Below are 22801 nucleotides of genomic sequence, written 5' to 3'. Positions count from 1 at the left end.
GCACGGTGCCTTCACGCGGCATGGTCACGTCCATGCTTGGGATGGTGACCAGGCCGGCCGATGCATGGCTGACGAAGTACAGGCCGTAGATCGTCTTGAAAATGAAGCCGAAGGCGGCCAGACCGACAATGAAGATACCCAGGCTGAAGGTCACGGCGCGCAGGCGACCCATGGCGCTCATGCCGCTGTCCTTGCCCTTGACCTTGCGTGCCTTGGTGAAGTTGTCGCGCTGCAGTGTTGCCAGTACTTCACCCAGGGTGACGACTTCGCCGGATAGGTGCGAGGTGATCAGGTGGCGCAGGGTGGCAATGTCCTGAGGTTCCAGGTTCTGGAACTGGCAGCCGATACGGTGGCTGGAGTTGTCTATCGAGCGCACCTGCAGGTCGACGTCCATGGCCAGGCCAAGGTTGTCGATGATGAATTGCAGGCGTCCTTTGACGATCTGACCTTCGCTGAATTTTTGCCCGCTCGGAGCAACGAAGCTCAGACCACCGGCCGACAGGTCTTCGACACGTACCAACGGTGCGTTGGGCTGATCATTCAGCAGACGCAGCTTGGCAGGGATCTTGATCCGCGCGTGTTGGCGCTGGGCTTCGGATTCATGTACGACGTTCGCATTCACGGCTGTATTCATGGCTAATTTTCCTACTTAAGCGATTAATCCGTTGGCCCGGTCAAACCATCGTCAACAGCACGGCGACGAAGATGGTGCCAGCCGAGAAAGTCATGGTTCGGGACGACCACGTGTTGAACCAGCCCTGAAAGCTGGCCATGTCGCGGCTCAGTTTGGTGTCCTGGCGTGTCCAGGACTGGCGGTCCAGGCGGAAGAAGACGTAGATCTTCATCAGCGCGCCGACGATCTGGTTGTAATAGAGAATTATCGGGTAGGCAGGCCCGATCCTGTGCCCCGACAGGGACAGCAGCAGGGTGAGGATCAGGCGGGTCATGCCGATCCACAGCAGATACATCAGCAGGAACGCGCCACCGTATTTGAAGCTGGCGATCAGGGCGACGGTCAGGCCAAGGATGGACGTCCACATCGACACACGCTGGTCGAACAGTACGATGCTGGTGAAAATACCCAGGCGACGCACGCCCAGACCCAAGGCACGCGAGTTCTGACGCAGATTGTTGCCGTACCAGCGATACATCAGCTTGCGGCTGGCTTTCAGGAAGCTTTTCTCGGGCGGGTGCTCCACCGTGTTGATCGCGGCATCCGGCACGTAGAACGTGTCGTAACCCAGACGCATCAGGCTGAACCAGCTGGACTTGTCGTCACCGGTCAAGAACCGGAAGGTGCCCAGACGCCAGTGATTGAGCGAGTCGCTTTCCACGTCGGCAATGAACTCGGGGTCGGTTACCACGGTTGCGCGGAACACCGACATGCGACCGGTCATGGTCAACACGCGTTTGGACAAGGCCATCGAGCACATGTTGATGTGACGCTGAGCGAAACGCAGCTTGTGCCATTCGCTCATGATGTAGCCGCCACGGACTTCACAGAACTCGTTGGTGGTCAGGCCGCCGACGTTGTCGAACAGCTGGAACCACGGCACGGTCTTGGCGACCACGCCTTCGTTGAGCACCGTATCGCCGTCGATCACTGCAACCACTGCACGGCTGTCGGGCAAGTGGCGCGAGATGGCACGGAAACCGTAGGCCAGGCCATCGCGTTTGCCAGTACCTGGAATGCGTACGAAGTCCAGCTTGACGCGTTCCGGCGGATTGAACTTGGCCCACATGCTCTTGACCAGCAGCTCATCGGACATTTCCACCAGCGAGCAGACGATAGTCGTCGGCAGGCCGCAGTCGATGGCTTCGCGGATGACCGAGTTGTACACCTGTGCGGTGGTCAACGCGTCGATACGAAAACTGGTAACCATCAGAAACACATGAGACGGGTCTGCTGCGCTGCCCAGCTTGCGAACCTTGCGGCGCAAGTGCGGGTAGACGATGTACAGGAAAATCATCCCGCGCACGAAGTGCGTGATGCCCATCGAGTAGCGCCAGATACCGACAGCGCCAATCAGGAATATAAAGTTCTTCGACTGTGAGTCGAAGATACTGGTGGGCAATGCCGCGGCAAGGCCCATGAGTAAACTTAAATAGAACAGCCAACCTGCGGCCTGTAACAGGCCGTGCTTGAGCCTCTGCATAATCGTATCCCTAAGTCAGTTGCGAGCCTCAAGCCCCAGGCTGCAAGCACATTGCTTGAGCCTGTGGCCTGGAGCCTGGCGCTTGTGGCTTGCGGCTGATTTACCAGCAGATACCTTCGGCGCGACCGTCTTCGCTGGTGGCGTTAGTCATGAAGCCCACCAGGTCAATAACGCGCTTGCCTTCAGGCGTCTTGTTGGCGAGGGCGCGGAAACGCTCATCGCGGTTGCCAAGGATGATGACGTCGGAGTCATTGATGACTTTGTCGAAGTCCGAATTCAGCAGCGACGAAACGTGCGGAATCTTGGATTCGATGTAGTCCTTGTTGGCACCGTGAACGCGTGCATATTCAACGTTGCTGTCGAAGATGCTCAGGTCGAAGCCTTTACCGATCAGCATTTCAGCCAGCTCTACCAGCGGGCTTTCACGCAGGTCGTCAGTACCGGCCTTGAAGCTCAGGCCCAGCAGTGCAACTTTACGGGTGTCGTAGCTGGCGACCATGTCGAATGCGTTCTGCACCTGCGAGGTGTTACTGCGCATCAGCGAGTTGAGCAGAGGTGCTTCGACATCCAGGCTGCTGGCGCGGTAGGTCAGGGCGCGAACGTCTTTCGGCAGGCAGGAGCCGCCGAATGCGAAGCCTGGGCGCATGTAGTACTGGGACAGGTTCAACGCCTTGTCCTGGCAGACCACGTCCATCACTTCACGACCATCGACGCCGACGGCCTTGGCGATGTTGCCGATTTCGTTGGCAAAAGTAACCTTGGTGGCGTGCCACACGTTGCAGGTGTACTTGATCATTTCGGCAACGGCGATGTCCTTGCGGATGATCGGAGCGTCGAGTTCTTCGTACAGCGATTGCAGTACATCGCCCGAGGCTTTGTCGAACTCGCCGATGACGGTCATTGGCGGCAGGTCGTAGTCCTTGATCGCGGTACTTTCGCGCAGGAACTCCGGGTTGACGGCAACACCGAAATCGACACCGGCTTTCTTGCCGGAGCAGTCTTCCAGAATCGGGATGACCACATTGGCAACGGTGCCCGGCAGTACGGTACTGCGAACAACGATCGTGTGGCGGGTGGCTTTGTCACGCAGGACGTAGCCGATTTCACGGCAGACCGATTCAATGTAATCGAGTTCCAGATCGCCGTTCTTCTTGCTCGGCGTACCGACGCAGATCATCGACAGGTCGGTGGCGCGAATGGCTTCGGCGAAGTCAGTAGTGCCGCGCAGTTTTCCGGTACTGATACCTTTCTGCAGCAGTTCTTCCAGACCCGGTTCAACGATAGGTGATTTGCCGTTGTTGATCAGATCGATCTTGGTGCTGGAAATATCCACACCAACTACATCGTGACCGCGGGCAGACAGGCAACCGGCACAGACTGCACCGACATAACCCAAACCAAATATGCTGATACGCATCGTATTCTCCTCGATTTTTCACGCCATAAATTGGCTGGATATTAAATTTTGGCCAGCAGATGTCACGCGCCATCCTGTACGGCTAACAACGCCGTAGAACTAACGCAGGCATATTTAATGAGTGAGTGCCCAAAACAAGTGAGGCGAACTCAAATGACACTAAGTGCAAGCGGCAAGTAACCTGTCCGTTCGGTCAGGGCCCTGCTCTCCTTGGATGCAGTAAACCACTCCTGTTTGACGATCGACGGCGGACCTCGGTCGGAAAGCCTCTGGCTAGAGCCATGGCCGTCCTTGTCGAATCCTGCGCGTCACACCGGGTCGGCGCTTCGCCTGTCTACAACATCAACTAGTGATGTGAGTTTAATTCTGGTACCTGACGCCAGTGTCGTGTGGACCTGGCTTCCCTGTCGGTAACGTCCCGTTAGTCCAGACGACCTGTAAGTGATCTCTTACACGTCAGTCCAGAATTGTTACGGGATGTAGGAGCGTACGAATTCGCATTTAGTTCCGGGCCGCTCGTCCTGATTTGCGTATTTTGGTGTATCCGGTTTGTCATAAGGACGGTATCGAGATGATGGCTTTTTTCTTAAAAGCCTTGACTTGCAAGGGGTTCAGGCAGGGAGATACTAAAAGGCTACTACTGAAAAAAGTTAAAATGCCACTACTTAAAAAAGTTGGATTTTTTTCACAAAAAAACTGGACGTCAGTGCACAGTCTAAAACATGACGTTTATCTGACGTCACAATGCTGGCAATCGGTGTCGGATCGTAGGACAGGTCGTGTAACAGCGGTGCGTTACACGACGGTTACAATGACTAGTCTTCTGCAACGTTGCGCAGGAACACCAACTTGTCGGGTGTCGATTGTTCACGGTTGTAACGATAGCCCTGTGCATCGAACGCCTGTAAGGCTTCGGGACTGTTGATGCGCTCTTCTATAACGAAGCGGCTCATCATGCCGCGCGCCTTCTTGGCATAGAAGCTGATGATCTTATAGTGGCCGTTCTTGAAGTCCTTGAACTCGGTGTCGATGATTCGGGCCTTGAGCGCCGAGCGTTTGACTGCAGAAAAGTACTCGGTGGAGGCCAGATTGAGCAGCAGGTCGTCGCCCTGATCGGCCAGCGCTTCATTCAACCACTCGCTGATTCGCGTGCCCCAGAAGGCATAAAGGTCCTTGCCGCGAGCATTGGCCAGTCGAGTACCCATCTCCAGCCTGTAGGGCTGCATCAGGTCCAGCGGGCGCAGCAGACCGTACAGACCTGAAAGCATGCGCAAGTGCCCTTGCGCATAGTCCAGCTGCGCGTCGTCAAGAGTGTCCGCTTCCAGGCCTGTGTAGACATCTCCTTTGAAAGCCAGCAGGGCCTGCTTGGCGTTGTCGAGCGTGAAGGCCGGGTTCCAGCTGCCGAAGCGTGCCGCGTTCAGCCCGGCCAGCTTGTCGGACAGATGCATCAGTTCACTGATCTGGGCCGGCGTCAGCTCACGCAGTTGGGTGATCAACTCCTGAGAGTGATCCAGATATTGCGGCTGAGTGAAGCGCCCGGTAGTGGGCGGGGTCTCGAAATCGAGGGTTTTTGCCGGGGAAATCACCATCAGCATGAAGTCGTCTCCTTAGATCGTCCGGGGATTCTAGGGGCTGATGGCCTGCGACTCCAGCTATGGGGGCGATAGGGCCTGCTCAACTTGTCGCGTTGGCGTGACAAGCGGCTTTGTATGCGTGCCGACATAAGAAGCCAGGCTCATATCAGCTATAGTGGCGCGCTGGTCATGATGTTAATGGTTGATCGAGAGGGCGTCGGGTTTGCGTATTGTTTTAGCAGTGTGTGCAGGTCTGTTCTGGCTTCAGGCGCAGGCAGCAGCGCCGGTCATTGCCACCATTGACCGCAGTGTGTGGCCTGAGCGCCTCGAAACGCCGGGGCTGTTCGACGTCGCGTCGCGGGCGGAAATCCTCGCGTTTGCTCACGAACTGTACCTCAGCGAGAAGCTGGACGAGGAGGGGCTCAAGCAGCGCCTCGGCTTGCGCTTCGTCAATGTGCCGTCGCTGAACGTCGTCCGCCATCGCCTGTGGCTGCGTCTGCTGGAAAATTATCAGAACGCACAAAAGAGCTGCGAACAGGATGCCAACTTCTGTGTGCTGGTGGAGGACATGGACCAGTTGCGCCAGCGTGCCGAAGAGTTTCAGGTGTCGAACGACTCGTTCTACGCCAACTGGGCCAGACCCGGCGCCGCTTTCCATCAGCGTTATCTGAACGAACTGCTGTTCATGGCTGCGTTGTTTCCACAGACCAGCAGCGAGATCGAACGGTACAACTCCGATGAAATGAGCGGCGACGAAATGCCGGACCGTACTTTCATGCTCAATTTCGAAAGCGGCCCGAGTCCGGCCGATGGCGGAACCGACTGGCTGGCCGACTTCATGCGTCAGCAGAAAATGACTGCCACCTTCTTTGTCCTGGGCAAAAGCCTTCAGGAGCGTCTCGACAGCACGTCGAGCGCAAGTCTGCAGGCGTTGTATCGCCAGCAGTGTGTAGGCATCCAGGGCTGGGAGTACCGTTCGCACAGTCAGTGGCTGGACTGGCAGGATTCAGTGCAGCGCAGCGCCGCACTGGTTCAACGCGTGCTTCCGGATAACTTCGTGCCGCTGTTCCGTCCGCCTTACGGTCATCGGCGTGCCGACAGCGGAGACTTCTTTCGCGCCGAGCATTTACGCGTGTCATTGTGGAATATCGACGCAGAGGACGGCACCGGGCGGCTTTCGGCAGAACAGGTGGGTGACCGCGTATTGACCCTCATGCTGCTCTGGCGCAAGGGCACTGTGGTTTTCCATGACGTGGCCAACAAGGCGCAGTCTGCGCTGCCGTTGCTGCTGGCCAATACCGCGCAAAGCGAGCTGATCTGGGACGATTGCCGAAATATCTCTGAAGCCCCCGTGGAGCAAGGGCTGGAGGGCAGCGAGGAGGCTGCGCCCGAGGGGGAATGAGGGCAGATTCGGCGTGGGCGGACTTCCGACTTTAAACGTGCTGTGAACGTCCGCCAAGCTCTATTCGTCAGGCTGTGAAATAAAGTTCAAAAAACTGTCAAAGAGCTTTTTTCTGTCATCCCTTTTGCTGTATTACGAATACAGACCGCCGAAACCTGCAACACAGGTGGCGTCTTCCAAGACCCACCTTGAGCGACATTTCTACCCTGCCTGAAGGGAAGAATCCGGCGGCCTTTTCGTGGCGCAGTACTGTCGTGGTTCTGCGTCGCCCGGCTTCTACAAAGGTGAGCGAGTATGGATGACCACGGACGCACCCCTTCCACCAACCAGCCAATCCTTTACGTGCTCGATACCAACGTATTGATCCATGATCCAAACGCACTGCTGAATTTCGAAGAACACCACGTTGCCATCCCCATGACGGTTCTGGAGGAACTGGACAAACTCAAGGCCGGTAAACATTCGGTTGCTGCCGAGTGCCGTCAGGCCATCCGCCTGATCGACAAGACGCTGGGCGAAGCTTCGCCGGAAGAGGTCGAGAAGGGCGTGCCTATCGACCGTGGTACAGGCGTATTCAAGGGCTACCTGTCGATTTTGATGAGCAAACGCGAGGAACCCAACAGCCTGCTGCCCGAGCACCTCAACGACAACATCATCATCAACCAATTGATCGACCTGCATGCGCGCAACAAGGACTTGAGCGTCGTGCTGGTGACCAAAGACATCAACATGCGGCTCAAGGCGCGCGCCTGCGGTATTGCGGCCGAGGATTACAGTACCGACCAACTGGTAGACGACGTGTCGCTACTGTCGCGTGGCTACCACGACATGACCGGTTCGTTCTGGGACCGGGTCAACAAGGTCGACACGCGCCAGGAGCGTGGCCGTACCTGGCACCGCGTGCAGCTCAATGAAATGCTGCCGGCCGTTCATATCAATGAGTTCATTGTCGATGAACAGGGTTTCGTAGGCTGGATCAAGGGCGTCAAGAACGACGAATTGCTGATTCTGGACATGCATCAGGAGCCATTGCTGCATCAGGAAGCCTGGGGCCTGAAACCGCGGGACATCTATCAGGGGCTGGCATTGTTCGCACTGCTCGACCCGGACATTCACCTGGTCAACCTGTCGGGTGCTGCTGGCTCGGGTAAAACCATTCTGGCGTTGGCGGCTGCCATCGAGCAGACCATGGTCACCAAGCGTTACCGCCGCATTATCGCGACCCGCAGCGTTCAGGGCCTGGATCAGGAAATCGGCTTCCTGCCCGGCACCGAGGCGGAGAAAATGGAGCCCTGGCTCGGCGCTATCACCGATAACCTCGAAGCGCTGCATATGGATGATGAAAACACTCATGGCAGTGTCGACTACATCCTCAGCAAAGTGCCGTTGCAGTTCAAATCCCTCAACTACATCCGGGGTCGCAGCTTCCAGCAAAGTCTGATCCTGATCGATGAATGCCAGAACCTGACCCCGCACCAGATGAAAACCATCATCACCCGTGCTGGCGCCGGTTCCAAAGTGGTCTGCCTGGGCAACCTGGCGCAGATCGATACCCCTTACCTGTCGGCCACCAGTTCCGGGCTGACGTACCTGACGGAGCGTTTCAAAGACTTCCCGAACGGCGTGCACATCACCCTTCAGGGCGTGCCACGCTCAATCCTGGCCGAATACGCGGAGAGTCATTTGTAAATAAGCCGCAAGCGGGGAGCCCATGCGTGAATGGGTTCCTTGCCTGCAGCTTGTAGCGTGTAGCAGCCACACCCTCTACACTTCTTGCTTCTGCCAAGGAGTAACGTTGTGCTCACTCATCTCGATTCTCAGGGTCGTGCCAATATGGTCGATGTCACGGATAAAGCCGTGACATCCCGTGAGGCGGTGGCCGAAGCTTTCGTACGCATGCTGCCGACAACGCTGCAAATGATTGTCAGCGGTGGTCATCCCAAGGGTGACGTGTTTGCCGTAGCACGTATTGCCGGTATCCAGGCAGCGAAGAAGACCAGCGATCTGATTCCGCTTTGCCATCCGTTGATGCTCACCAGCATCAAGGTTCACCTCGCCGCCGAGGGCGATGATGCCGTTCGGATCACGGCAAGCTGCAAGCTGGCCGGGCAGACGGGTGTGGAAATGGAAGCCCTGACCGCAGCCAGTATTGCGGCACTGACAATTTACGACATGTGCAAGGCCGTCGACCGTGGCATGGCCATCGAGTCGGTTCGGTTGCTTGAGAAGCTGGGCGGCAAGAGCGGTCACTTCATTGCTGATCAGGCACAGGTCCCGTCATGAAGATTCAGGTTCAGTATTTTGCCCGTTACCGTGAAACCCTGGGCCTGGACAGTGAGCACGTCGAAGGTGAATTCGCCACACTGGACGCACTGCGCCAGACGCTGCTGCAGCGTGGCGAGGCCTGGCAGGTGCTTGCCGAGCAGAACCTGATGTGCGCTCGTAACCAGGAGCTGTGCAAGCCGACCGAGCCATTGTCCGATGGCGATGAAGTCGCGTTCTTTCCGCCCGTGACCGGAGGTTGACGATGGCTGTTCGCATACAGGCCGCAGCCTTTGACCCCGGCCACGAAGTCAACGCGTTGCACGCGGCCAACCTCGGCATCGGCGCGGTGGTCAGTTTTGTCGGCTATGTTCGCGACTTCAATGAAGGGCGTGAAGTGTCAGGCATGTTTCTGGAGCATTATTCGGGCATGACTGAAAAAGCATTGGCAAAAATCGTTGCAGAAGCCGAACAGCGCTGGCCCTTGCTGCGCCTCGATGTGCTGCATCGGGTGGGTGCGCTGGAGCCGGGCGAGCCGATCGTGTTCGTAGGCGTTGCCAGTGCTCATCGGCAGGCAGCGTTCGAAGCCTGCGATTTTGTCATGGACTATCTCAAAACACGCGCGCCGTTCTGGAAGCGTGAAAATACGGCCGACGGCCCGCGCTGGGTAGAAGGGCGTCAAAGCGACCAGCAAGCGGCCGATCGCTGGAAGTGACCGTCAGGCGTTGCCTCGCACCACGGCCCTGAGCAGATGGGTCGGCGGTGTTTCACAACTGATCTTGCGACCCAGTTTTTCTTCGATGGCCGGCAACTGATAAGAGTCATCCTCGCCGGCAAAGCTGATCGAGACGCCATCGGCCCCTGCACGACCGGTACGGCCGATGCGGTGCACGTAATCGTCCGGCACCTCGGGCAGGGTGAAGTTGATCACGTGGCTGATGCCGTCAATATGGATTCCCCGACCGGCTACATCGGTGGCGACCAGTACGCGGATCTTGCCTTCTCGGAAGCCTTCAAGGGTCTTGATGCGCTTGTGCTGAGGTACATCGCCCGACAGTTGCGCCGCATTGACGCCGTCGCGCACCAGGCGCTCTTCGATCCGTCGGACTTCGTCCTTGCGGTTGGCAAAGACCATCACCCGTTCCCAGCCGTTGTCGGTCACCAGGTTGTAGAGCAACTTGTACTTGTCGGCACCGGCAACGGCATAGATATGCTGTTCGACATTGTCGCTGGCGACATTCAGCGACTCTATCTCGACGATGGATGGATCTGTCGTCCACTGTTTGGCGAGGTTCATCACGTCGTCGGTGAAGGTCGCGGAAAACAGCAGGGTCTGGCGTTCACCCTTGTGCGGGGTCTGGCGAATGATCTGACGGACCTGCGGGATGAAACCCATGTCCAGCATACGGTCGGCTTCGTCGAGGACCATGACTTCGACCATGTCCAGATGCACTTCGCCGCGCTGATTGAAGTCCAGCAGTCGGCCGGGTGTAGCCACAAGAATGTCGCAGTGCCGTGCTTCAAGTTGTTTGAGTTGCTTGTCGAAGTCCATGCCGCCGACGAACGTCATGACGTTCAGGTTGGTGTACTTGGTCAGGTCGGCAGCGTCCTTGGCGATTTGCACAACCAGTTCGCGAGTCGGTGCGATGATCAGTGCACGGGGCTCACCCATGTAGCGTTCGGCTGGTGGCGGCGTCTGGGTCAGTTGCTCAATGATCGAGATCAGAAACGCGGCGGTCTTGCCCGTGCCGGTCTGGGCGCGCCCGATGGCGTCCTTGCCCTTGAGGGTGAAACCCAGCACGCCCGCCTGGATCGGCGTGCAATACGGGAAACCGAGGTCCTGAATGGCGTGCATCAGTTCAGGTGCCAGGTTGAAATCGTGGAAGCGGGTCTTGCCTTCCTGCGGCTCGACGACGAAATCTTCGAGTTTCCAGGCTGGCGCAGGCGGTTTTACCACACGCTCACGACGTGGGCGCTCGGCCCTGGGCTTGTCGGTGCGCGGCGCTCTGGCTTTGGAGGGCGCGATGGTCGTGTCCAGAGCCTGAGTCTGGGCAGCATGACCCGATGTGTCGGCTGTGGCAGCGGGAGAGGCGGGAATAGAGGTTGTCGGACCAGGCGCGCGCTGCTCAGCCTCGCTTTTACCGAACATCTTTTTAAGTGCTTTGAGCACGGTCATCTCATCAATTGGTTAAGGAATGTACGCCGAGCAGTGTAAAGCAAGAACCGTGCTCGGCGTAGTGCCATCCGTGGCGAGCTACAAAAGCAGTCTGTTGCAGGGCCCCCTGCGTGCCTCAGCGCAGCCTGTCGTACAGCCAGACACCAATGTCCTGGATTTCCTGCGGTAACACTTGATGCCCCATTGGGTACTCTTGCCATTGAGCGGTTACACCCTGGGTCTTGAGGTGCTCATAAACCGTCCGGCCCATGGCATTGTGGACCACCTCGTCGTGCTGGCCATGCAGGCAGTAGGCTGGAATACGTTGCTGACTGGCGGACAGCGTCATTTCATTGCTGAATGTGGGTGCATAAGTCGACAGCGCGAGCACACCGCCTAGCGGACCCTGCCAGCGTCGATAGCCGGCGTGTAATACCACCGCACCGCCCTGGGAAAAACCTGCGATGAATATTCGTGCCGGGTCGATGCCGCTGTCGCGCTGTTGCTCGATCAGGTCCAGCACCTTCTGCGCCGAGGCTTCCATCTGATCGTGATCAATGGCGCGCGCCTCGGAACTCATGGCTTTGATGTCATACCAGCTTGGCATTTCATAACCGCCATTGACCGTCACGGCACGTGTCGGCGCCTGAGGCAGGACGAAGCGAGTGGTCGGCAGCGACTCCTGCAGCGCTTCGGCGACCGGCAGAAAATCATAACGGTCGGCACCGAGTCCGTGCAGCCAGATAACGCACGCATCTGCCGTGCCGGAAGGTTGGATGATCAAAGGTTCACTCATGTCTGCTCCATTTGTGTGCGCTGACTCATTTCGAGCGCTTTAATAAGGTGCGCGGGTAGATTAAAAATGAAAGAAGATGTCGCAAGATTACAAGTTTTTGTCTTGACCTGTCGCTAATTCGACATAGCCAGCATGCTGGTACGGGCTTTGCTACAGCAGGACTGGAGTCGAGGCGCTCACATCGTTCGGTAACACTATAAGGCTATTACTTATAGCGATCGAAAAGCAGCTCGGGAGTCCATGCGTCAGGATTCGCGGCACGATTCAACCTGTACCGCTCTGGTCCGGGAAAATCATGGGGTTTCAGTCCACGGGGCCGATTCTGAATGATGAAGACGAATGACGGGATGATCCTGCAGACGATTCGTGATTCAGGCCCAGCGTTGCATGACCCAAAAATAAGCCAGCACGGGTTATTAGCGCCTCACAAAGGTGCGACGCGACTGAGACACCTACACAACAAAGAGCAAACTGGAGGTTTTTGAATGAAGATGTTGAAATCCACCCTGGCTGTCGTCACCGCCTTGGCCGCATTTGGTGTAACCGGGGCTGCCAACGCCGGTGCCACCCTTGACGCTATTCAGAAGAAAGGCTTTGTTCAGTGCGGTGTCAGCGATGGCCTGCCAGGGTTTTCCGTTCCAGACTCCACCGGCAAGATCACCGGTATCGACGCGGATGTCTGCCGCGCTGTAGCTGCCGCCGTATTCGGCGACGCCACCAAGGTCAAGTTCAGCCAGTTGAACGCCAAGGAGCGCTTCACTGCACTGCAATCCGGCGAGATCGACATCCTGTCGCGTAACACCACGTGGACCAGCTCCCGTGATGCGGGCATGGGCCTGGTATTCACCGGCGTGACCTATTACGACGGTATCGGCTTTCTGGTGAACAACAAGCTGGGCGTCAAAAGCGCCAAGGAACTGGACGGTGCAACCATCTGCATTCAGGCTGGTACCACCACCGAGCTGAACGTCTCCGACTACTTCCGTTCCAACGGCCTGAAATACACGCCGATCACGTTCGATACCTCCGACGAAAGCGCCAAGTCGCTGGAAGGCGGTCGTTGCGACGTACTGACTTCCGACCAGTCGCAGCTCTACGCACAGCGCAGCAAGCTGGCCAAGCCGGACGATTACGTTGTTCTGCCTGAAGTGATTTCCAAAGAGCCTCTGGGCCCTGTCGTCCGCAAAGGCGACGAAGAGTGGTTCTCCATCGTTCGCTGGACCCTGTTCGCCATGCTCAACGCCGAGGAAGCCAAAATCACTTCCAAGAACGTCGAAGCTGAAGCCAAGTCGACCAAGAACCCTGACGTAGCCCGTATGCTGGGTGCCGACGGCACTTACGGCAAGGATCTGAAGCTGCCGAAGGACTGGGTCGTGCAGATCGTCAAGCAAGTCGGTAACTACGGCGAAGTGTTCGAACGCAACCTGGGCGAGGGCACCCCGCTGAAAATCAAGCGTGGCCAGAACGCTCTGTGGAATGCCGGCGGCATCCAGTACGCTCCACCTATTCGTTGATTGACCCGGCGCCCGACAGGCTTCCCAGCCTGTCGGGCGTTGTTCTGTTGGATTTTTCCTGGGGCATTTCATGGAAAAGCAAATCGTCGCACCCAAGCAAAAGCTCTCTCTGAGCGATCCGAAAGTGCGCGCGTGGTTATTTCAGATCATCACTGTTGCAGCGGTGATCGCGTTGGGCTGGTTCATCTTCGACAACACCCAGACCAACCTGCAACACCGTGGTATTACCTCGGGTTTCGGTTTTCTTGAGAACAGTGCCGGTTTCGGTATCGCCCAGCACCTGATCGACTACAGCGAAGCGGACAGCTATGCCCGCGTATTTGTGATCGGCCTGCTGAATACCTTGCTGGTTTCGGTTATCGGTATTGTCCTGGCGACCTTGCTGGGCTTTGTCATCGGTGTCGCGCGGCTGTCTCCGAACTGGATGATCAGCAAGCTGGCCACTGTGTATGTCGAAGTCTTCCGCAACATTCCGCCGCTGTTGCAGATCCTTTTCTGGTACACCGCCGTATTCCTCACGCTGCCCGGTCCGCGTCAGGCGCATGGTTATCTGGACATGTTCTTTGTCAGCAGCCGCGGGCTCAATATGCCCAGAGCCTTGCCTGCCGAAGGTGTCTGGGCATTTCTGGTCAGCATCGTGGTTGCCGTCATCGCGATCGTCATGATGGTGCGCTGGGCCAACAAGCGCTTTGAAGCCACGGGTCAGCCGTTCCACAAGTTCTGGGTCGGCCTGGCATTGTTGCTGGTGATTCCGGGCCTGAGCATGCTGATTTTCGGCAGCCCGGTGCATTGGGAGCTGCCGCAACTGAAAGGCTTCAACTTCACCGGTGGCTGGGTGCTGATCCCTGAACTGATCTCCCTGACCCTGGCACTGACGATCTACACGGCGGCGTTCATCGCCGAAATCGTGCGTTCGGGTATCAAGTCGGTGAGCCATGGTCAGACCGAAGCTGCCCGCTCGCTGGGCCTGCGTCCCGGGCCAACGCTGCGCAAGGTCATTATCCCGCAGGCTCTGCGAGTGATCATTCCCCCGTTGACCAGTCAGTTCCTGAACCTGGCGAAGAACTCTTCGCTGGCAGCCGCCATCGGCTATCCGGAAATGGTGTCCCTGTTCGCCGGTACGGTGCTCAATCAGACCGGACAGGCCATTGAAGTCATTGCCATCACCATGAGCGTGTACCTGGCGATCAGTATCAGCATTTCCCTGCTGATGAACTGGTACAACAAGCGCATTGCGCTGATCGAGCGGTGAGGAAACGCGCATGACAACTCATACTTTCAAACCTGATATGCCACCACCGGGCAAAGTGTTCGGGCCGATGGCGTGGATGCGGCAGAACCTGTTCTCCAGCTGGATCAATACCCTGCTGACCCTGTTCTCGCTCTACCTGATCTACCTGGTCGTTCCGCCCATCATCAGTTGGGCTCTGCTGGACGCCAACTGGATCGGCACGACCAAGGAAGACTGCACCAAGGCGGGCGCCTGCTGGGTGTTCGTCGAGCAGCGTTTCGGTCAGTTCATGTATGGCTACTTCCCCAATGAACTGCGCTGGAGGGTCGACCTGACCGCCATCCTGGCAATCGTCGGCGCTGCACCGCTGTTCATCTCGAAATTTCCGCGCAAGGCCGTCTACGGTATTGCTTTCCTGGTGATCTACCCGGTTGTTGCGTTCTACCTGCTGCACGGCGGTGCTTTTGGCCTGACCAACGTCCCGACCAGTCAGTGGGGCGGTCTGATGCTGACCCTGGTGATTGCCACCGTGGGTATCGTCGGTGCCTTGCCACTGGGTATTCTGCTGGCGCTCGGTCGTCGCTCCAACATGCCGGCTGTGCGTGTGGTGTGCGTGACGTTCATCGAGTTCTGGCGCGGCGTGCCGCTGATCACCGTGCTGTTCATGTCTTCAGTCATGTTGCCGCTGTTCATGCCAGAGGGCATGAACTTCGACAAGCTGCTGCGTGCGTTGATCGGTGTCATCCTGTTCCAGTCCGCGTACATCGCTGAAGTGGTGCGAGGCGGCATGCAGGCCATTCCCAAGGGCCAGTACGAGGCAGCCTCGGCGATGGGCCTCGGCTACTGGCGCAGCATGGGGCTGGTGATCCTGCCGCAGGCTCTGAAGATGGTCATTCCCGGCATCGTCAACACCTTCATTGCATTGTTCAAAGACACCAGTCTGGTAATCATTATCGGCCTGTTCGACCTGCTCAACAGCGTCAAGCAAGCTACCGCCGACCCGGCATGGCTGGGTATGGCCACTGAAGGCTATGTCTTCGCGGCCCTGGTGTTCTGGATCTTCTGTTTCGGTATGTCCCGCTATTCCATGCATTTGGAACGTAAGCTGGACACAGGCCACAAGCGTTAGGAGTTTTGTGATGAGTGAAGTTATCAATAAGCCTCTGGGCGCTGAAGGCATGATCCGCATGGAGGGCGTACACAAGTGGTACGGCCAGTTCCATGTACTCAAGGACATCAACCTGAATGTGCGTCAGGGCGAACGTATCGTGCTGTGCGGCCCGTCGGGCTCGGGCAAGTCGACCACCATTCGCTGCCTCAACCGTCTGGAAGAGCATCAGCAGGGTCGTATCATCGTCGATGGCACCGAACTGACCTCGGACCTCAAGCAGATCGAGACCATCCGCCGCGAAGTGGGTATGGTGTTTCAGCACTTCAACCTGTTCCCGCACCTGACCATTCTGCAGAACTGCACGTTGGCACCGATGTGGGTGCGCAACATGCCGAAGAAGAAGGCCGAAGAAATCGCCATGCACTATCTGGAGCGCGTGCGTATCCCGGAGCAGGCCCACAAGTTTCCGGGTCAGCTTTCCGGTGGTCAGCAACAGCGTGTAGCGATTGCCCGCGCCTTGTGCATGAAGCCGAAAATCATGCTGTTCGATGAGCCGACGTCGGCCCTCGACCCGGAAATGGTCAAGGAAGTACTCGACACCATGGTCGGCCTGGCTGAAGAAGGCATGACCATGCTGTGTGTGACTCACGAGATGGGCTTCGCCCGTACCGTGGCGAACCGGGTGATCTTCATGGACAAGGGTGAAATCGTCGAACAGGCCGCGCCGAACGACTTTTTCGACAACCCGCAAAGCGACCGTACCAAGCTGTTCCTCAGCCAGATCATTCACTGAGTCAGTCGCGGTTGCACAAGAAACCGGGCTCTGCGCCCGGTTTTTTATTGCCTGAATTCGCCACCCTTGTTGTATGCAATTTTGGCTGAACCTTGTATTCGCGATCATTCTCCAACAGGATACCGCCCCCCTGAAAAGGGTCGACATACCTGATTACCGAGAAACCGATGACTGCCAAGGCTCAACCCAGCCCTCAACCGATTGCCGATCAACCCCATCCTGTTCTGAAACGCCCCTGGCTGTTGTTGCTGGGCCTGGTGCTGGTCGCCCTCAACCTGCGCCCCGCATTGTCCAGTGTTGCGCCGCTGCTCAATGAGGTGTCTGAAAGCCTTGGGATGTCGGCTGCCGAAGCCGGTCTGCTGACCACCTTGCCGGTGTTGTGCCTGGGACTGTTCGCGCCATTGGCACCGATTCTCGCCCGGCGTTTCGGCAGTGAGCGGGTGGTGCTGGTCGTTCTTCTGACGCTGGCGGCCGGCCTGGGAGTGCGTAGCCTGTTTGGCGAAGTCGGCCTGTTCACCGGCAGTCTGCTGGCGGGCGCGAGCATTGGCATCATCGGCGTATTATTGCCCGGTATCGTCAAGCGTGATTTCGCCCACAAGGCCGGGGCCATGACCGGTGTCTACACTATGGCACTGTGCCTGGGGGCAGCAATCGCCGCCGGTTCGACGGTGCCGTTGAGCCAGTACTTCGGTGACAGTTGGCAGATCGGCCTGGGTTTCTGGCTGATCCCGGCGGCGATTGCTGCGCTTTTCTGGTTCCCGCAGGCGCGTGAAATGCACGGCTCACATCGTGATGTGTATCGAGTCAGCGGCCTGTTGCGTGACCCGCTGGCCTGGCAGGTCACGTTGTACATGGGCTTGCAATCATCGCTGTCCTATATCGTCTTCGGCTGGTTGCCGTCGATCCTCATCGGTCGCGGCCTGACGCCGACCCAGGCCGGTCTGCTGCTGTCCGGCTCGATCATCGCGCAAGTCATCAGCGCCCTGGCGGTGCCCTATCTGGCCACGCGCGGCAAGGATCAGCGCCTGGCGATCATGCTGGTCATGTCGCTTACGCTGACCGGTCTGGTCGGTTGCCTTTACGCGCCTCTCGGCGGGCTATGGGGCTGGGCAGTCCTGCTGGGCATCGGGCAGGGCGGCACGTTCAGTCTGGCGCTGGCATTGATCGTTCTTCGCTCGCGCGACTCCCATGTGGCTGCCAACCTGTCGAGCATGGCACAAGGCTTTGGCTACACCATCGCTTCGATCGGGCCATTTGCGGTGGGCGTGGTCCATGACATGACCGGCAGCTGGACCGCGATTGGCTGGATCTTTGCGGTGCTGGGGCTGGGTGCCATGATCGCGGGCATGGGGGCCGGTCGTGCACTGCAGGTGCAGGTCAGTAGCGAGAAGGTTTGATTTTCGATGATTTTTGATTATTCGCAGCGGGCTTGAGTGGCTTCAGGACTGAGCCAGATTGGCCAGCGCCCATTGTTCGGCACTGGTGATGCTCAGCCCTGCCTGCGCGTTGTAGGTATTGGCGACGTCCCATGCCACACCTCGGCCCATGGCGAAGACTGCCCGGTATTTGCGCAAATTGTCATCCGGCATTTCCGTAAGCTCGCCCTGCAACCGCGCAACACTCCATACGTGCCGCTCGATATCACGTCCTGTGACACGCTCCACGAGATCGGCCAGCCCGGCGTACGTCAATGTGTCGCCAGCGGTGTAAACCACTTGATTCACGATGCGCGGCTCGTGCATCACGATGGCAGCGGTCAGCCTGCCAATGTCTTCTGCAGTGGTGACCGTCACGGCGGTATCGAGGCTGCCCAGCGCATTGATCCGTCCGCCTTGCAGATCGACGACACCGAACGCCGGTTCGAACAGGAAGCTTGTAAACATACCGGTCGAAACGATCACCCATTCGGTGTGCTGCTGGGCGCGCAGCTTTTCTCGCACATCGAGTTGCTCGTCGAACAGATCCTGAGGGCTGCCGCGGCCGATAAGGTCGTAGTCAACGCCGAACTGCCAGGGCAGGTAGCGTTTTATGCCGGCCTTGAGCGCCGCATCGGTCAGTTTGCGTTGAGTACCCCGGCCGGCGGCGAATCCCGCACAGCTGATTACCATGTCGTAGCGCGTCATGACGGTGGCAAGTTGGTCCACGGTGGCATCGGCCAGATCGGCCGTTTCGATGGCAATGTCCAGCGCGCGAATCTCTTCGATTTCCGCACGCTTGGCAGGCTCTTGCGTATTCAGGCTGCTCTGGCGTAGCAGCACGGCAATGCCAAGGCCGTGTCCTACGGCTTTCTCAACCAGCCCTCGCAACACGGCGAGCCCAAGCTCTCCTGCACCTATGACCAGAATGCGTTGTTTGACGTTTGCGTTATCGGCTTGCATGGTGACCCCCTTCGGATCGCGTTTCAATTCAGGCGGGGGAGATGCTGGCATGCCTGTCGACATACAAAAAGTAGGTACATCGGTGATACCAGGCGGGCTGGACGCGCAGGAAGTGGTAAGACGCTCCGAAGCGGCGTGTGCTGCGCTCAGCGATGATGAGGATGGTCTCAAGCGGGACATCCTCGGTCACGCCGGTAATCGTTGGTCATTGGGCGTGGTACATGCCCTTGGCGTCAGCAGCCCTTTGCGCCATGCGCAATTGCGCCGAAAGCTGCACGGTGTGACCCAGCGCATGCTCACTCATACCTTGCGCCAGCTTGAGCAGGATGGGCTGATCACCCGCCACGACTATCGCGAGAAGCCGCTCAGGGTGGAATATTCGTTGACCGATCTGGGGATGGGACTGCTGGTGCAAATGATTCCGCTGTGGACATGGGTCATTGAAAATTCGGAGGCGTTCAGTGCGGCGCGAGATCGTTTTCCGGACAGGCAAAAGTGATGGCTGATGCGCCATCAACCTCTCGCCATTTTCCGCGGCGCCGCTTATCGTGCACGGATAATTCGCCAAGGGATGTGCACGCATGAACTACGAAGAACAAAGTCAGGCCAACAGCGCACTGATCACCCGCTTTTATGAGGCGTTTGCGCAGCTGGATGCCGAGGCGATGAGTGCTTGCTATACCGATGACGTGCTGTTCAGCGACCCTGCCTTTGGCCAATTGCGCGGCGCTCAGGCAGGCGACATGTGGCGCATGCTGACTTCCCGGGCGAAAGATTTCTCGGTGGTCTTCGATCAGGTACGAGCCGATGACCGGACGGGCAGTGCGCACTGGGTGGCGACGTATCTGTTCAGTCAGACCGCAAGCACGGTAGTGAACGATATTCAGGCCCGATTCGTGTTTCGTGATGGCAAGATCTGCGAGCATCACGATCATTTCGATATGTGGCGCTGGTCGCGTCAGGCTCTGGGGTTGAAGGGCCTGTTGCTTGGCTGGACGCCTTTGGTGCGCAACGCCGTCAGGGCTCAGGCGCTCAAGGGCCTGAAAGCCTTTTCAGAGAGCCGCCGTGCCTGAGGTCGCCAGTACCGCGAGTGCGTCGACTGCCGGACCAGCACTCGGTAAACCCTGGTTCGTCTATCTGGTGCGCGCTGCCAACGGCGCGCTGTACTGCGGCATCAGTGATGATCCGCAGAGGCGATTTGCTGCGCACCAGAGCGGCAAGGGCGCGCGCTTTTTCTGTTCCAGCCCGGCGATGGCGCTGGTTTATGTCGAGCAATGGTCCAGCAAGGGCGAGGCGTTGCGTCACGAGCGGCTGATCAAGAAACTCAGAAAAAGCGCCAAAGAGGCGCTGGCAGCCAGTTACGCCGGATCGTTGATCCATGAGCGTGATGTTGTGACATCAGTTTGAGTCTGTGGGCGGGCAGAGTGCCGCAGGTTAAGCTGTGGGCTCCCCGAGCGCACAGAGGCTGAACATGTCCGAGTTGATCCTTCACCACTACCCCACATCGCTGTTTGCCGAAAAAGCCCGTCTGATGCTGGGCTTCAAAGGGCTCACATGGCGCTCGGTAACTGTCCCGTCGATCATGCCCAAGCCCGACCTGACCGCGCTGACCGGTGGCTATCGCAAGACACCGGTGTTGCAGATCGGCGCAGATATCTACTGTGACACGGCGCTCATGGCCCGCCGCCTTGAGCGGGAAAAGCCTGCGCCGGCGTTTTATCCGCAAGGTCAGGAATTTGCGGTTGCAGGTCTGGCCGCATGGGCGGACTCGGTGCTCTTTCTGCATGCCGTAAGTCTGGTGTTTCAGCCTGAATCCCTGGCCGTACGCTTTGCCAAAGTGCCGCCAGAGGCCGCCAAGGCGTTTGTGGCTGACCGCTCTATGCTGTTTAACGGCGGCACAGCGTCACGTCCGCCTGTCGAGCAGGTCAAGCACCAGTGGCCCACGCTGATGTCGCGTCTGGAACTGCAACTGTCCCACGGCGGTGACTTTCTGTTCGGTGTGCCTTCGATTGCCGATTTTTCGGTTGCCCACACTCTGTGGTTTCTCAAGCAGACGCCGGTCACTGCGCCATTTGTCGATGATTATCCGAGTGTCAGTGCCTGGCTGGGTCGTGTCCTGGGTTTCGGTCATGGTACATCCAGCGACCTGAGTTCGGCCGACGCTATCGAGGTCGCCAGAAATGCCGCGCCTGCACCGCTGCCAGATGAAACCTTCGTCGATCCAAACGGCTTCAAGGCCGGCGACAAGGTTGCGGTTTCTGCGGTCGACTACGGCGTCGAAGCGGTTGAGGGCGAGCTGGTATTTACCGGCCGTGAAGAACTGATCCTGCGCCGTGAGGACGAGCGTGCGGGTGTCTTGCACGTACACTTCCCGAGGATGGGTTATCGGATCGAGAGGCACTGAGGTTTAACGATGCCCTGCGTTGCAAAGAGGACGCGGAGCGCGGCTTGACTACCATGCCAGCGCGCAGCATTGGCATGACAGTCAGTTGGGCTACTTCAACGCCGCCAGTATCTGATCCGGGTCAAACCCCCGGATCAGTGTGCCGTTGACGTCGATCAGCGGAATGCCTCTCCCGCCCAGCGCTTCATACGCCTTGCGGCCTTCTTCCGACTTCTCGATGTCGAACTCCTGATACGCAATCCCCTTGCTGTCCAGAAAACGTCGGGTCTGCTTGCAGTAGCCGCACCAGTCGGTGGCGTACATCACCACTTTTGCCTGGCTGTAGCGCTGCGCTACGTCTGCTGGGGGCGGGTTGACGAAATTCTCGATCCTGCCCCAGTTCTGGTAAATCACCACCACCAGCATGATCAGGGCAAATTTCTTGAGGGTGCGCAGCAGCATGTCGGTTACCGTCGCTTCAACTGGTCGGTCAGTTGCGTCGGCAGCCCTTTGATAATCAGGGTGCCTGCGGTTTCGTCGTATTCGATCTTGTCGCCCAGCAAATGGGCCTCAAAACTGATCGACAACCCCTCGGCGCGGCCGGTGAAGCGGCGGAACTGGTTGAGGGTGCGCTTATCGGCCGGGATCTCCGGTGACAGGCCATAGTCCTTGTTGCGGATATGATCGTAGAACGCCCGTGGCCGCTCCTCGTCGATCAGTTCGGACAGTTCTTCGAGACCCATCGGCTCGCCCATTTTGCTCTGGCTGCTGGCGTAATCGACCAGGGTCTTGGTCTTCTCGCGGGCCGATTCTTCCGGCAGGTCTTCGCTTTCAACGAAGTCGCTGAAGGCCTTGAGCAGGGTGCGGGTTTCGCCGGGGCCATCCACGCCTTCCTGGCAGCCAATGAAGTCGCGGAAGTACTCGGACACCTTCTTGCCGTTCTTGCCCTTGATGAACGAGATGTATTGTTTTGACTGCTTGTTGTTCTGCCACTCCGACAGGTTGATCCGCGCGGCAAGGTGCAACTGGCCCAGGTCCAGGTGGCGCGAAGGGGTTACGTCCAGTTCGGCATTCACCGCCACGCCTTCGCTGTGGTGCAGCAGGGCGATGGCCAGGTAATCGGTCATGCCTTGCTGATAGTGGGCGAAAAGAACATGGCCGCCGACGGAAAGATTGGATTCCTCCATCAGCTTCTGCAAGTGTTCGACCGAGGTGCGCGAGAAGGCGGTGAAATCATTGCCGCCGTCCAGGTACTCTTTCAGCCAGCCGCTGAAAGGGTGCGCGCCGGATTCGGGATGGAACAGGCCCCATGCCTTGCCTTGTTTGGCGTTGTAGCTCTCGTTGAGGTCGGCCAGCATGTTCTCGATGGCCTGGGACTCAGCAAGTTCGGAGTCGCGTGCGTGGAGAACAGCGGGCGTACCGTCGGGTTTCTTATCGATCAGGTGGACGATGCAATGACGGATCGGCATGGGCTTCTCGGCTGAAAAAGGTGAAGAGCGTGCAGCTCGTTGCAAGACGGCAAGTGTAACGCACGCATGCGCCTGTTGGCCCTGAGCAGGCTGGTTTTCGCCAGCAGTGAGTGTTTGCTGGATGTTTTTTGCTCAATTAGCATTAAAACCTGACCAAAAG

23 protein-coding genes are annotated in these 22801 nt (G+C 58.1%); 14 read left to right on the top strand and 9 right to left on the bottom strand.

Annotation, left to right across the window (positions count from 1 at the left end; genetic code table 11):
• The 4 genes from ALO80_RS27080 to yaaA all read right to left on the bottom strand — a co-directional run.
• Window positions 1-634, bottom strand: a 634-nt coding sequence (locus tag ALO80_RS27080) for a PilZ domain-containing protein (protein ID WP_144434256.1), incomplete at its 3' end; no start/stop codon positions are given.
• Between the two features lie 40 nt (window positions 635-674).
• Window positions 675-2156, bottom strand: coding sequence for a mannuronan synthase (gene alg8 / locus ALO80_RS27075; RefSeq protein ID WP_002552255.1), 1482 nt, complete (start codon window positions 2154-2156; stop codon window positions 675-677).
• Between the two features lie 100 nt (window positions 2157-2256).
• Complete coding sequence (locus ALO80_RS27070; protein ID WP_054984385.1) at window positions 2257-3573, bottom strand: nucleotide sugar dehydrogenase; 1317 nt, start codon at window positions 3571-3573, stop codon at window positions 2257-2259.
• An 815-nt stretch (window positions 3574-4388) separates the two neighbouring features.
• A complete protein-coding gene (yaaA, locus tag ALO80_RS27065; protein ID WP_055005220.1) occupies window positions 4389-5168 on the bottom strand; it encodes a peroxide stress protein YaaA in 780 nt (259 codons plus the stop codon).
• 202 nt (window positions 5169-5370) lie between these two features.
• Here yaaA and ALO80_RS27060 point away from each other — a divergent pair, with 202 nt between their 5' ends.
• From ALO80_RS27060 to moaE, 5 genes are all read left to right on the top strand, one after another.
• A complete protein-coding gene (locus ALO80_RS27060; protein WP_055011186.1) occupies window positions 5371-6549 on the top strand; it encodes a polysaccharide deacetylase family protein in 1179 nt (392 codons plus the stop codon).
• 294 nt (window positions 6550-6843) lie between these two features.
• On the top strand, window positions 6844-8238 hold the full coding sequence (locus tag ALO80_RS27055; protein ID WP_054984383.1) for a PhoH family protein: 1395 nt from the start codon (window positions 6844-6846) through the stop codon (window positions 8236-8238).
• Between the two features lie 108 nt (window positions 8239-8346).
• Window positions 8347-8832, top strand: coding sequence for a cyclic pyranopterin monophosphate synthase MoaC (moaC, locus tag ALO80_RS27050; RefSeq protein WP_054984382.1), 486 nt, complete (start codon window positions 8347-8349; stop codon window positions 8830-8832).
• The gene (moaD, locus tag ALO80_RS27045; protein ID WP_054984381.1) at window positions 8829-9074 is read left to right on the top strand and encodes a molybdopterin converting factor subunit 1; all 246 of its coding nucleotides are present in this window, start codon (window positions 8829-8831) and stop codon (window positions 9072-9074) included. The genes moaC and moaD overlap by 4 nt, the downstream gene beginning before the upstream one ends.
• A gap of 2 nt (window positions 9075-9076) precedes the next feature.
• Window positions 9077-9526 carry a molybdopterin synthase catalytic subunit MoaE gene (gene moaE / locus ALO80_RS27040; RefSeq protein WP_055011183.1) on the top strand — a complete coding sequence of 150 codons (450 nt, stop codon included), beginning with the start codon at window positions 9077-9079 and terminating at the stop codon, window positions 9524-9526.
• A gap of 3 nt (window positions 9527-9529) precedes the next feature.
• On the opposite strand, the gene rhlB is transcribed toward moaE, so the two are convergent.
• Together rhlB and ALO80_RS27030 are read right to left on the bottom strand one after the other, a co-directional pair.
• The gene (gene rhlB, locus ALO80_RS27035) at window positions 9530-10987 is read right to left on the bottom strand and encodes an ATP-dependent RNA helicase RhlB (protein ID WP_055011182.1); all 1458 of its coding nucleotides are present in this window, start codon (window positions 10985-10987) and stop codon (window positions 9530-9532) included.
• Between the two features lie 115 nt (window positions 10988-11102).
• On the bottom strand, window positions 11103-11762 hold the full coding sequence (locus ALO80_RS27030) for an alpha/beta hydrolase (protein ID WP_055011181.1): 660 nt from the start codon (window positions 11760-11762) through the stop codon (window positions 11103-11105).
• Between the two features lie 485 nt (window positions 11763-12247).
• Here ALO80_RS27030 and ALO80_RS27025 point away from each other — a divergent pair, with 485 nt between their 5' ends.
• The 5 genes from ALO80_RS27025 (at window position 12248) to ALO80_RS27005 (ending at window position 17808) form a co-directional block, all read left to right on the top strand.
• Window positions 12248-13276 (top strand): amino acid ABC transporter substrate-binding protein, encoded by a 1029-nt coding sequence (locus tag ALO80_RS27025; protein WP_054984377.1) that lies wholly within the window; start codon window positions 12248-12250, stop codon window positions 13274-13276.
• A 70-nt stretch (window positions 13277-13346) separates the two neighbouring features.
• Window positions 13347-14528 carry an amino acid ABC transporter permease gene (locus tag ALO80_RS27020; protein ID WP_055011180.1) on the top strand — a complete coding sequence of 394 codons (1182 nt, stop codon included), beginning with the start codon at window positions 13347-13349 and terminating at the stop codon, window positions 14526-14528.
• A gap of 10 nt (window positions 14529-14538) precedes the next feature.
• Window positions 14539-15636, top strand: coding sequence for an amino acid ABC transporter permease (locus ALO80_RS27015; RefSeq protein ID WP_055011179.1), 1098 nt, complete (start codon window positions 14539-14541; stop codon window positions 15634-15636).
• A gap of 10 nt (window positions 15637-15646) precedes the next feature.
• A complete protein-coding gene (locus ALO80_RS27010) occupies window positions 15647-16411 on the top strand; it encodes an amino acid ABC transporter ATP-binding protein (protein WP_003365366.1) in 765 nt (254 codons plus the stop codon).
• A 167-nt stretch (window positions 16412-16578) separates the two neighbouring features.
• Window positions 16579-17808, top strand: coding sequence for a CynX/NimT family MFS transporter (locus ALO80_RS27005; RefSeq protein ID WP_055011178.1), 1230 nt, complete (start codon window positions 16579-16581; stop codon window positions 17806-17808).
• A 42-nt stretch (window positions 17809-17850) separates the two neighbouring features.
• Here the strand turns inward: ALO80_RS27005 and ALO80_RS27000 are convergent, their stop codons facing one another.
• Window positions 17851-18789 (bottom strand): aromatic alcohol reductase, encoded by a 939-nt coding sequence (locus tag ALO80_RS27000; RefSeq protein WP_055011177.1) that lies wholly within the window; start codon window positions 18787-18789, stop codon window positions 17851-17853.
• A gap of 49 nt (window positions 18790-18838) precedes the next feature.
• Here ALO80_RS27000 and ALO80_RS26995 point away from each other — a divergent pair, with 49 nt between their 5' ends.
• The 4 genes from ALO80_RS26995 to ALO80_RS26980 all read left to right on the top strand — a co-directional run bounded on the left by ALO80_RS26995 (window position 18839) and on the right by ALO80_RS26980 (window position 21193).
• Window positions 18839-19288 (top strand): winged helix-turn-helix transcriptional regulator, encoded by a 450-nt coding sequence (locus tag ALO80_RS26995; protein WP_055011185.1) that lies wholly within the window; start codon window positions 18839-18841, stop codon window positions 19286-19288.
• An 82-nt stretch (window positions 19289-19370) separates the two neighbouring features.
• Entirely contained in the window at window positions 19371-19862 is a 492-nt protein-coding gene (locus tag ALO80_RS26990; RefSeq protein WP_054984371.1) for a nuclear transport factor 2 family protein, read from the top strand.
• A complete protein-coding gene (locus tag ALO80_RS26985) occupies window positions 19855-20196 on the top strand; it encodes a GIY-YIG nuclease family protein (protein ID WP_055011176.1) in 342 nt (113 codons plus the stop codon). Before ALO80_RS26990 ends, ALO80_RS26985 begins: the two co-directional genes overlap by 8 nt.
• 64 nt (window positions 20197-20260) lie before the next feature.
• Window positions 20261-21193, top strand: a complete 933-nt coding sequence (locus ALO80_RS26980; RefSeq protein WP_055011175.1) for a glutathione S-transferase family protein — start codon at window positions 20261-20263, stop codon at window positions 21191-21193.
• A gap of 90 nt (window positions 21194-21283) precedes the next feature.
• On the opposite strand, the gene ALO80_RS26975 is transcribed toward ALO80_RS26980, so the two are convergent.
• Window positions 21284-21634, bottom strand: a complete 351-nt coding sequence (locus ALO80_RS26975) for a glutaredoxin family protein (protein ID WP_054984368.1) — start codon at window positions 21632-21634, stop codon at window positions 21284-21286.
• A gap of 5 nt (window positions 21635-21639) precedes the next feature.
• Window positions 21640-22641 carry a nucleoid-associated protein YejK gene (gene yejK / locus ALO80_RS26970; RefSeq protein WP_054984367.1) on the bottom strand — a complete coding sequence of 334 codons (1002 nt, stop codon included), beginning with the start codon at window positions 22639-22641 and terminating at the stop codon, window positions 21640-21642.
• Between the last annotated feature and the right edge of the window lie 160 nt (window positions 22642-22801).

Origin of the sequence: Pseudomonas caricapapayae (genome assembly GCF_001400735.1) — a bacterium.
In the GTDB taxonomy this organism is placed as follows: domain Bacteria; phylum Pseudomonadota; class Gammaproteobacteria; order Pseudomonadales; family Pseudomonadaceae; genus Aquipseudomonas; species Aquipseudomonas caricapapayae.
This window is presented reverse-complemented; position numbering and strand designations above follow the sequence as displayed.